We start from the raw sequence: 11,144 nt of genomic DNA on the forward strand, positions 1-11,144 counted from the left end.
GGGTGACTTATAGTGTTTTGTTGCTGCCCATAGGAGTTTGAAAATATTGGTGAATTTTCTATCACAGGTGACGGGATGGTTTTCTTCAGGGTCTAGGGCTGGGGCAAAACGAAACAACAACCGCGAACTGGAGGACCTTCGAGTCGCGGTGTGCGTCGGTGGGCAATTGCGAACCTTCAGAGAGTGTACTGATGCTTTGAAAGAACACCTAGTCGCGCCGTTAAATGCGGATGTTTTTGTGGCAACCTGGGCGCAGGTGGGAAACTCGCATAAGGAAGATTTAATCGTAACAGACTCTGTCAGCCGAGAAGAGGTGATCGAGGCCTTCGGCGCCAAAGATGCTATCGTTGAGAGTTTCGACACAGGTTACTTTGATGAGCTTTCAGGGGTCAAAAGACCGGCCAAGCTTGCAGAGGCTGAGCCCATCCATTCGAAAAGCGCATTGCCTAGTTTTTATATGATTGAACGCGCAAATGCGCTGAAAAAAAAGACCGAAAAGGAATTCGGCCGGCTGTATGATGTCGTTATTAGAATTCGCCCGGATCTGCTTTTGGAAGGTAGCCTAGACTTCATTAGAGATGCGGAATTTGATAGCAATACGATTTGGGCGTCAGACTATAATATCCAGACCAAAGTTCAGGTTAGCGACAAGTTTGTTTTTGGCTCTTCAAATGCGATGGACCGATATTCGAACCTGTTTGAGCGTTTGCCGCATTATTGGGAAGAGTGTTCCGGTGATCATACTTGGGAGGGGACTCCGGTCGGAGAGCGGCTGGTCAAGAGGTACTGCAAAGACGAAGGTCTTACCGTAAAGTTCTTTAGTACGCCTTGCAAAATCAATCGGTGGTAGGCGGTACTTTTTGGTTTGAGGATTGGATAGAATGGATAGGTGAGCAACCTTAGGCTCAAGACACATAGATTTCTGACTGATGGCTTGCTTCATGGTTAAAAAAACGAGCGGTGAGCATGTCTGAAGCCCTTCTTCCTAAAGTCCCATGGCAAACCGAGGGTTGATGACAGGCGTGTCCTAAGTGGCATTATATTCATTAATCGCAACGGGTTGCGCTGGAGCGACGCGCTGAAAGAATTCGGCCCGCATAAGACACCCAACAATCGCTGGAAGCGTTGGAGTGAGAAGGGTATCTTTGCACAGATAATAGTAGGTTTGGCTGCTGACCACGGCGAGCATACGACCATTATGATCGACGCCACTTGCCTCAAAGCCCGTCGAACGGCGTCCCAGACTGGGCGTCAATAAAAGGGGCATGGTCGCCTGATTGGTCGCACCAAGGGCCGTATAGACATCAAGTTGCACGCCAATTGCGATGGCAAGGGGCGACCGCTCAATCTGTTTGTCACCGCAGGACAGGTGAGTGACTACATCGGAGTGCGCGCGATGCTGAGCAGTCTGCCTGATGTCGATTGGCTACTTGGCGAATGAGATTATGACGCTGGTTGGTTCAGAGAAGCGTTGAAAACGAAGGAATAGGCTCCTGCATCCCTGGCGGAAAGCAACGCTAGAAGCCCGTGAGGTGCGGCCAGCACCGCTACAAACGCCGCAGTCGGATAGAGAATATGTTCGACAAGCTCGACGATTAGCAACGCGACGCGACAAGATACGACAGACGCCAGAAGGTCTTCTTCTCAGCCTTCGCCCTCGCAGCACTCGTCATCTATTGGCTATGAATCCTGAGCCTAGATTTCGTCGCGTTTCAAAGCCTCATATTCATCCGGTGTGCCGCAGAAGATGACCTCTTCGATCGAAATTGTGTGGTAATAGATCTTTGCTCCTTGCCGGATCGCGCGGTTGTAGAGTGGAGCAATGTATCGCTCGCCACCTTGCAGTTGTTTGGGATCTGTTGTTTCGATCTGGCTATATAAAGAAAAGAAAAACTCTGAGCTTTTGAAGTAGTAAAGGCCGGAACTGCACAGGTCAGAGATCCTAACTTTCTCAGCCACCTCGAGGGCTGCGTTCGGGGCTTTGTCGGGGCGCACGAACGACCAATGATCGCCTTCGCCTTTAAAAACCTCGATATACCCATCTGTAGCGGACAGATCGAACTCGGTCGGATAGCGGAAACCGGGGCGAAAGGTATCTATGTTGAAAATGGTTAGAGGCTCATCTGGGGAGATGTTGACCGCACGCAGTCCAAGAGCCACAGTTTCAGCCTGCCCACTGGTTTCATGGTCCAGTTCAACAAGGTCATACATGTCGGCAGTAAGACCCATTTCGCTAAGTTCATGTATGAGGAATGCCTTGGTGTCATCAATTTCACGGTAGACGAAAAGAAAACGCTCTTTTCCGAAGTAATGTTGGAAGCTTTGTATTGCATTGCGGAAAACACTGTAGCCGTTCACGTGCAACATATACTTTGGTTTTGTGTATCCGCTGCGGTAAAAGCGGCTGCTCATTCCAGCCATAGGAATAACGATCATGCCTTGGCTCCTTGCATTCGTTCGTAAGCCAGTAATCCAGAGCAAAGTAACATCTTTTGGCGAACCGGATCTTCTTCGTGCAGAGGGAGCATAGTGAAAAACAAAAGTCCCATATGCGCAATGAGTTCAGCTTTTTGCACTCCAAAAGACTCGGACACCTGCTGAAAGAAAATCTCTTCTACCTCGTGATCATACGAGCTGGATGCTACCGAGAAGAGCCAATCAAACTCTGAATTTTCTTCCAGTACGGACCGACCGAGTATGATTTTATCGTAATTGCCAAGAATTGAATGTGCGAGCTTGCCCAGATCATAGCGATAGTCGCCGTACATACTTTGATCCCCGGACGCCAGTTGACCGCGGGGGTCGATGCAGATCACACGACCTGCAGTGAAGTCATAGAAAATGTTTCCAAAAAAGAAGTCACCATGCCACATGCAAATGTCTTCTGGTGACGTCGCCAGGATTTCAGCAAGTAGCTCGGTCACAATTTGTTTTAAGCTCGGGAGCACGATGCCATTAACCGCAATCTGTTGATCCAGAGAGATGTCAGATGTTTCGCAAAAATGCCCGAGCCGGTCCCAGGTTTTTTGAACATACATGTCCTGAAAAAATGAGTTCGCGAATTGCTCAGAAGCTTCAGGGCTGAACGCCTGCGGGCGCAATTTGCGGCATTCCTGTAAGAAATCGACGCAGCTACGCAAGATTTCGAGCCAGTTTGCAAGAGAGAGCTCACCAAACACATGCAGATCTGCAAGTAAGGGATGATGAACATATTCAAGCGCGTACCCAGCCTGATAGTCACCTTCGGCCCGCCCGAGATATCGCGGTGTGTGGAGGCGCAGCCTGTTCGGGATATTTTCGTACCAATTGGCCTCGGCGCGAATTTTTGTGACATTTTTGGATCGCTTGACAGTGTAGCCATCCTCGAACTTAACCTCGTTAAACGAGCGTGCTGTCAGCATGTCTCGCTTTGACCGGAAATAAAGTGGCAAGTGGCCAAAGTCATACCACTCTTCAGGTTCAGCTAGTGAAAGGCCATTGCATCGGTGATAACTGTTGAGTGCGCCGGTGATTTTGTCTTCGACACAGGCGGCGTGCAGTTTATCGGGATCCGAGAAGTTGAAATAGCCTGATACGATCCTGCGGGTGCTTTGGTGGATGGGCGGATCTTCTGAAAAACGCACCAACGCGCCTTTGTCGTCGCATTCAGCGAAGGCCCACAGGTAGTTGGCTGTACTGTCCTTTATGGCGACAATGTCATCCCGGAGTAGATCTTCGTTTGACATACGGACTAACGTATCGCCATACAGGATTCTAACATTTTCCTGCGGTTTCAAAATATCAAGCGCGCCCGAAATTGCCCCTCTGATCGGCAAAGTTTCTGGTTGGCGGAGGACTTCGATGTTGCTGTGATCCAGCATTACCCTGTCAACGCCAGATATTTCGTAGTCATCGGGCAGCGTGAGAACGCAGCGTTCGCCCAGAGCGAGCTTGGCTTGGTGGGAGTACAACCTGTCTTGCCCCAGTGGCAAGAAACTGGGCGGAAGCATTCCAAATTGGTGAGCGATTTCAGGGCTGACTCGGCGACCCGACATGATAATCAGCACGATTGCGGTCTCCTCAAGGCGGGCGTCACGACTTGTCCATGTTTGTCAGCTTTCGTATTTCGTCGTAACTGAGCGAAACAAACTCATCCGGGCGAATTGCCTTGTCATCAATATAAAACCCTTCAAAACCGCACCAGGGTTTTCCAACCCAGATTTCATCGTGTGGGATATCGTGTTTCTCCAACCATGCTGCAATACCAGGCAGAGTTTGAACGTTTATTTTTCCAATGTTGCCTGCGTGGGTGCGCATGTTTCGGCTGGTGTGAATGACAATTTCAAACCCGCGCTTATGATAGTCCCGAAGGCGTTCTACTACGGCTTGGTTCGGGGCTTTTTCTGCATAGCTGGGAGAGCTTGAGCCGTCCGTAATGGTATCATCCAGATCGATAATCAATCGCTTCATTTAGCGCTCACATCGCCTCAATTTCGTGAATGTATCACAACTGACTATACGGATCCTGTCCGCTTAAACAGTGTGTCATTTTTCAAGGCATACCCATAGGTGGTTTCGAATATTTTGTCTATGCCGACTCGTGCGGGACGATCCTTGACTATACGGGCGCTCATACCTCAGCAGACGGTAATCTTCGAAGAAATGGACTGTCCGTCGTCAGAGTTTTTCGGAGACCGTGGACTGTGTTGTATCGGAGGTTCTGGTTCGATTTCTGTTTGAGTTTAGGCGGCAGCGGATTGGTGCTACAAGCGGCGTTTCTGGATTGTTTGTTTCTTGATCTCCTATCTCATCTTCAAGATCTTAGCGCCCCGGCCGTGATAGACATCGGCGGGAGTCAGGTTGTTGATGTTCTCGTGGTATCGGTCGTTGTTGTAGGGATCGACGAATGCGCCGATCTGACGTTCGAGATCGCCCGGCAGGAAGTAGTTTTCCAGGAGAACCTGGTTCGTCATCGTCTGATGCCAGCGCTCAACCTTGCCCTGTGTCTGCGGGTGATGTGGTGCGCCTCGAACGTGATCCACACCTTTGTCGTCGAGGTTCTTGGCCAGATCGGCTGCGACGTAAGACGAGCCGTTATCGCTGAGTAAACGGGGCTTCTGAGCAACTGTTGCCCAGTTGCAGCCTGACGCCCCCAGTTCCAGAGTGTCATTCGACCATTGTTCTTGAATCAATGGCGAATATGGTCTCGTCATCTCCAGCCTTCATCGTGGTGCAAAGCTTCCATGCAATGATATAGCAACTGTAATCGCCCGTTTGTTCAAGGCGGGGCCGGATGGGTTAAAGGGGGGCTGAGTGCCGAGAACTATAGCTCGATCATGGGAACGTCGCGCCACGGCGACGCGGGATCTGCAGGACCTAGTAGAGAAAGGTGTTCTGACCCGAACGGGCGAACTTTGGTATATACGCTATTGGCTAAAACTGGTCCGGGAAGCGCAAGGGGGGCTGCGGGTTGATCACGCGACCCTCAACAGGTGGGTTGTAAAGTATTCACCGTTGGCCGCTGCTCAGGAACAGTCGAAGAAGCGCTCAGCACAGAAATCCTGGCGCATGGACGAAACCTACATGCAAGTTCGTGGCAAGTGGATGTATCTCTATCGGGCGGTTGACAAAGCAGGAGACACCCTTGATTTCATGTTATATGAACCGAGGAATGGTACGGCAGTTACTGGGTTCTTTGCACGGGCTTTGTCTTCAAACGGCATCCCGGACAAAATCGTGATCGACAAGAGCGGGCCAATGGGGCAGGTGTCCGAGAGGTGGACCGAATCCTGAAGCGATTTGGCTGCCCGGTCAAAGTACTGACAGTCAGGTCAAAGTTATTGAATAACATGATCGAACAGGATCATCGGTTTATAAAGCGGCGTGTTCGCCAAATGTGTGGTTTCAAGCCTTTCGCATCTGACTCCGCTACTTTGGATGGCATCGAGGTTGCGAACATCATCCGAAATCGCCAATTCTCTAACGTGACGAATTCCGGCTTTCAGCAATTTGCCCAACTGGCAGGAAAAGTGTGCCCGGAAAGACGTGGCTTCTGATCGTCCAAAGAATTTGCTACAAAACCGAACTGGCTGCATAAGTGCGAACCGGTCGCTGAAATAACGCACCGCGTTCAAAGCTTTGCAACAAAGCCGCTTTCCTGTCATTCGCTGCGCGAGAACTGATAGTCCGCTCCCATCTTTGATCGGCGGAGGAGCATGGTTTCTTTCAGACCGGAGCACATAAGCGCAAGGCATCGAGAATTGCGGCGTGCATATTTCGGCTGGTAACTGCGTCACCTATGCGGGCCAAAAAGAATTGACCGTTCCGATTGATGTCAACGAATGGAAACGTTCCGTCAATGAGCGCCTTGTGTTCAACCTGCCCATGGTTGCGCGAGATTGGGTTGAGGTCGTGATAGAGTTCGGCCATCGGGGACAAGCCATGTTCTACCACCACGCAATCAACAAGGCGCTCAGTGACATCCCCCGTTAACACATGCCGCAGGCTGGCGCGAAGCCGACCACCTTCACGGGCGAGAGAGGCGACTTCCTGCAGGCAGGTGAAGGAAACTCCATTGGCGGCGAGATCACGCAAAGCAACGGCAGAGGTCGTCGGGCCAAGGTCATGCAGAAGGGTCCGGTCCGGGGTAACGAAATTGACGCTACACCCGGTGCTTGCCAGCGTGTCGGCTGTGACGGCCGCAGGGTGGTCGCCGACCTCGTCAAACAACAGCACTTCGCCTGAGACACGCGCCTCACCGGACAACACCTCCCAGCTGGAAATCGTCAGATCGCCACCGAGAATGGACAAAGGCTCGGGCCAGCCGCCAGTTGCAATAATCACGATATCTGGGGCTTCGGACAGCACGTCATCGGCTTCGGCATAAGTGTTTAAGCGGATATCGACCCCGAGCACGGTCACCTCGGAAATCAACCAGTCAGCGACGCACCATATCTGTCTGCGTATCATCCCCTTGGCGGCCAGAATCAACTGCCCGCCCAGCCGATCCGACGCCTCGAACAGCACAACCTCATGGCCGCGCAGGGCGCAGACCCGGGCGGCCTCCAGCCCGCCGGGTCCGCCACCGACAACAATCACTTTCTTGCGTGGGTCGCTGGGGGTGATGACGTGAGGCAAGGTCTGCTCACGCCCCGTGGCTGCATTGTGCCCGCACACGGCAGGTTTGCCCTGATTTACGCGGTCCACACAGTAGCCCAAGCCGACACAGGGGCGGATGCGTTCTTCATCCCCGCGTGCGAGTTTTTCTACCAGATAGGGATCAGCCATCTGTGCGCGGGTCATACCCACCAGATCAACATGGCCGCCAGAGACCGCGTGGCGGGCCGTGGCAATATCCGCAATCCCCCCGGCGTGCAGTATCGGCAGATCGACGGCATCACGGATGCGCCCGGCCACGGTGATATGTGGGGCCGCAGGCAGGCCCATGGGACGCACCCATTCGGCTAGGCCAAGATCATCATAAGGCGCACCCGCGAGGATGTTGAGCATGTCGACATGGCCGGAATTATCCAACATCCGTGCGGCGGCAATGCAATCTTCGGCGCTCAGTCCACCTTCGGTCAGTTCGTCGCCGGTAATGCGCATCGACAGGATGAACTCGGGGCCAACTTCAGCGCGTACCGCGTCAAGCACTTGCAGTGTCAGGCGCATTCGGTTCTCCAGCGTCCCGCCATAGTCATCGCCGCGCTTGTTCGTCAGCGGGGACAGGAATTGCCCCAGAAGGTGTGAGTGGGACAGGATCTCGATCCCGTCGAACCCGCCCTGCTGACAGCGGCGCGCAGCAGCGGTGAAATCGCTGATCACGCGGTCGATATCCTCTTGTTCCATCACTTTGGGAAAGGCGCGGTGCGCGCGTTCTCGGATGCTAGACGGAGCCAGAACCGGCAGCCAATGCCCATCATCCCAGGCTGTGCGCCGCCCCATATGGGTGATCTGGCACATGATGGCGGCACCATGTTCGTGTACGCCATCTGTAAGCTTCCGGAACCATGGGATAATACTGTCATCGCCGGCATAGAGCTGGCCGAACACTGATGGGCTGTCAGGGGCGATATTGGTTGACCCGCCGACCATGGTCAGGGCGACTCCGCCCTTGGCCTTTTCCTCGTGGTACAACCTGTAACGGTCCCGGGGATGGCCATCTTCGACAAAATTCGGTGCATGGGAAGTGCTTACGATACGGTTGCGCAAAGCTAGGTGTTTCAATTGAAACGGATCAAGTAGGTTTGCCACTTTCGTATCCCTTCGGCCAAATTCGCTGTTTGAAAACTGTCCAGAGCCGGGCCCGCCGGTCAGATTTCATGCCTGACGAGGTTCGTTGTCGAATGTATTTTATTTGGGAAGCAACGCGTGAGAATTCTCTGCTTCCGACATAGCTGTATGAAAAGACGACCCGACCACGAGATTCATATGTGGAAAATTCGTTGAGCAGAGACGGAGACCCGACAGGTGCCGTTCGATCCACCAAGGTCAGTCAACGGCCGCGACGCGTGTAGTCTTAGACTGGAGGCGCTGCGCGCGCTGTGACCAACTGTTTGGCTACGATCCTTTCGCGATGTATCATGTACAGTCCTGCACCGATGATGATGGCAATCCCAAGCAGGCTAAGCATGTTCGGAAAGTCACTGAATACAAGGTAGCCAAACAAGGTTGCTACCGGCAGCTCAAAGTACTGCAAAGGTGCCAATGTGGCGGACGGGGCAAACGAAAGTGCATAGGTCATCATCATGTGGCTCACCGTCGCAAAAAAACCGGTCCCCAGAAGCCACAACCACGCGATGTCTGTCGGCCAAACGGGATCGAAAAGCTCGGAGCCGGAACCGTGCGCAACTATTAAGATTGGAATGCAAAACAGACTGGCAATCAGGCCAGTGTGGAACTGCAGGGCCACGGGGTGCATCCGACGCGACAATCCCCGCGTCACAAGAATGTAGAAAGCGAAGGCAACAGCCGTGCCAAGCGGAATTATTGCAACCGCACCAAAGGCCGCGAAACTGGGTTGGATGACGAACAATACGCCAACAAACCCCACAAGAGCCGCCCCGACACGACGAGGGCCGACATCTTCGCCAAGATAAAACTTGCCGACCAATAGGACAATGAACGGGGCCACAAACACGATTGCCAACGCATCGGCAAGCGGCATCACGCGAATTGCTGCAATGAAGCAAAAAGTAGCGAACAGCAAAAGCAATGAGCGGAATATGAGTGCCAACACTTGAGCGCGCGCCACACGCAACGATAGCCCCATTATCCAGATAAACGGTGCCATCAACGCGCACTGCACTACAAAGCGAGCAGCCGTTATCTGTCCAACTGGAACACTGGCCGATGCGAGTTTTGCAGCTACATCCAGCAAAGGAGCAGTCAGGCAAAATCCAAGCATCAGCGCAACGCCAGCAAGGATGCGATCGGTGGATTGAGGTGTGGAATCAGCGGAGGTCATTCCATCATGAAGAACTGCCGCCAAATGCGTGTCTGTTCTCAATGCGACGCCTGATAAAAGTCCTGACACTCGCGAGTCCGGGGCGGGTTGAAATTTGTGCCCGCAGCGAAGGGCAGGTTTGACAGGTCGCACAGCAGCATCGGATGTCCGGATTCAGGGTCTGCTACGGGCCGCTCAAGACGGCCGGATTTGGTACGATCAGAGTGACGTTGCATGTATCAGGTGTCCGCTGTAAGCCCAAAATATGTTTGCAAAACTCATGCTGTAGGCGAAAAATAACGATATTTTTCAGCGCGCGCGTCAAAATTTTCTGTGGCGCGGCGGAGGTTGCCGCCATGCATACGACGTGCCGCAAATCCAAGTGATAATTTCACTCTACGCTACCTAATTGAAAAGTTGGCATGTTCACTTTTGAACAGCAATTTGGTTTTCAATCCATGGAGAAGAGCTTGTTCAACATTTGTTCACCGTTGCGCGAAATTGTTAAAACGCGGGTCTTTTGATCGGTTCTGTCGCAAATTTCTTTGAAGGCTGAGTAGATGGAGCAGGGAGGTCGGTTATCCGAGCACGCGTTACCATAAAGTACGCCCGACCTGACAAATTGGGGAAAGAGTTTGCGACAGAACCGCCGTGGGGGTTCAATTTTGCTTTAGCGACGTTTGTCTTAGTTGACCTCGAACCAGGAAACGTAATCCGCAAAAATCAGTCCACACCCCGGCGCGGATCGTTTTAACGCTTGGTTGAACTGACTGCACAAGTCCGATCCAATCCTTGAGATACAGCGATGCGTGCGGAACTTCACAACGGATCCCTAACGGACGAGTCAGTGATTAACATTAAGTGTGCGCATAAGAAGCTAGATTTGCAAAGAGATCAGACGAATGGATGTGCGAAGCTTTTGCATTGGTCAGGATATCCCTACCTGGATGCGAAAATTCAGCTGACTGCCTTGATTTTGACAGGGTAAGTCGATGACAAAGATACCGCGTTGGTTGAAATCCAAGTCAATACACTACTGTAGAATGCAGATTTTGAGGGGGAATAATGGCTAAGAAGAGCGACTCTAAGGTTTCAGATGAAGCAGCAAGTATTCAAGAGATTGATCCGGAAGTGATTAAGCAAATTGCGGAAGTGAGAACACACATCCGCGAGACCTTCGGAAAAATCGTAATGGCCATGATGGGTTTGCCACGATATCGAAACCAGACGATCGCTGATTTGCAGCATTTGGTGTTAGAACCCTTAATTCGTGATCGCGTTTCGATCGCATATCCTGCGGCTCAAAAAGATAATCCTATGACGGACGTTGCAGGCATGGCAATTTGGGCGAGTGTTTCTGAAGACGTCGATGCCAAGATTCGCGAGCAAATCAAAGCAGGCGTATTTCCAGTTCGCCTTAGCGCGGAGGAATGGAATAGCGGGCAAATAAACTGGCTTCTCGATGTCATCGCGCCCGATCAGAAAACTACCACCAATGTAATCGCTAATTTTAAGCAAGTGGTCAAAGACGGAGATCTTCGTCTGCACCCTATCATCGCACGATTGGTAGCTTCCGAAACGCTCGAGAAGCTGGGTGCGAAAATGCAGCCTGCTCAGCCTGAGGCAGTAAACACTGAAGAAAATATAGAAGCTTGAGCTTCTGCGCCAAAGAAACCTGAGCGAAAGAAGGTCTGTCTAATGGCGTATTGGAGAAGCTAGT

The 11,144-nt window shown here is 52.1% G+C and carries 7 protein-coding genes and 3 pseudogenes; 4 read left to right on the forward strand and 6 right to left on the reverse strand.

Annotated elements, in window-relative coordinates; genetic code table 11:
• Nucleotides 1–46: 46 nt before the first annotated feature.
• A complete protein-coding gene (locus tag ACR0KW_RS15140; RefSeq protein WP_480805736.1) occupies nt 47–850 on the forward strand; it encodes a hypothetical protein in 804 nt (267 codons plus the stop codon).
• A 120-nt stretch (nt 851–970) separates the two neighbouring features.
• A pseudogene (locus tag ACR0KW_RS15145) lies at nt 971–1,686 on the forward strand (IS5 family transposase).
• 9 nt (nt 1,687–1,695) lie between these two features.
• On the opposite strand, the gene ACR0KW_RS15150 reads toward ACR0KW_RS15145, so the two are convergent.
• The 4 genes and pseudogenes from ACR0KW_RS15150 to ACR0KW_RS15165 form a co-directional block, all read right to left on the reverse strand.
• Nucleotides 1,696–2,436 (reverse strand): glycosyltransferase family 2 protein, encoded by a 741-nt coding sequence (locus ACR0KW_RS15150; protein WP_480805737.1) that lies wholly within the window; start codon nt 2,434–2,436, stop codon nt 1,696–1,698.
• A complete protein-coding gene (locus tag ACR0KW_RS15155) occupies nt 2,433–4,046 on the reverse strand; it encodes a phosphotransferase (protein WP_480805738.1) in 1,614 nt (537 codons plus the stop codon). Before ACR0KW_RS15155 ends, ACR0KW_RS15150 begins: the two co-directional genes overlap by 4 nt.
• Before the next feature lie 25 nt (nt 4,047–4,071).
• On the reverse strand, nt 4,072–4,449 hold the full coding sequence (locus ACR0KW_RS15160) for an HAD family hydrolase (RefSeq protein ID WP_480805739.1): 378 nt from the start codon (nt 4,447–4,449) through the stop codon (nt 4,072–4,074).
• 332 nt (nt 4,450–4,781) lie between these two features.
• Nucleotides 4,782–5,247: pseudogene (locus ACR0KW_RS15165) on the reverse strand (integrase core domain-containing protein); the annotation flags it as partial.
• A gap of 99 nt (nt 5,248–5,346) precedes the next feature.
• Here ACR0KW_RS15165 and ACR0KW_RS15170 point away from each other — a divergent pair.
• Nucleotides 5,347–6,035, forward strand: a pseudogene (locus tag ACR0KW_RS15170) (IS6 family transposase).
• Between the two features lie 169 nt (nt 6,036–6,204).
• Here the strand turns inward: ACR0KW_RS15170 and ACR0KW_RS15175 are convergent.
• Both ACR0KW_RS15175 and ACR0KW_RS15180 read right to left on the reverse strand, forming a co-directional pair.
• Nucleotides 6,205–8,232 carry an oxidoreductase gene (locus ACR0KW_RS15175; protein ID WP_480805740.1) on the reverse strand — a complete coding sequence of 676 codons (2,028 nt, stop codon included), beginning with the start codon at nt 8,230–8,232 and terminating at the stop codon, nt 6,205–6,207.
• A 265-nt stretch (nt 8,233–8,497) separates the two neighbouring features.
• Complete coding sequence (locus ACR0KW_RS15180) at nt 8,498–9,445, reverse strand: DMT family transporter (RefSeq protein WP_480805770.1); 948 nt, start codon at nt 9,443–9,445, stop codon at nt 8,498–8,500.
• A 1,044-nt stretch (nt 9,446–10,489) separates the two neighbouring features.
• Between ACR0KW_RS15180 and ACR0KW_RS15185 the strand changes: the two genes are divergently transcribed.
• Nucleotides 10,490–11,080 carry a toxin-activating lysine-acyltransferase gene (locus tag ACR0KW_RS15185; RefSeq protein WP_480805741.1) on the forward strand — a complete coding sequence of 197 codons (591 nt, stop codon included), beginning with the start codon at nt 10,490–10,492 and terminating at the stop codon, nt 11,078–11,080.
• The last annotated feature ends 64 nt before the right edge of the window (nt 11,081–11,144 follow it).

It is taken from the genome of Ruegeria sp. CG11 (genome assembly GCF_056537245.1).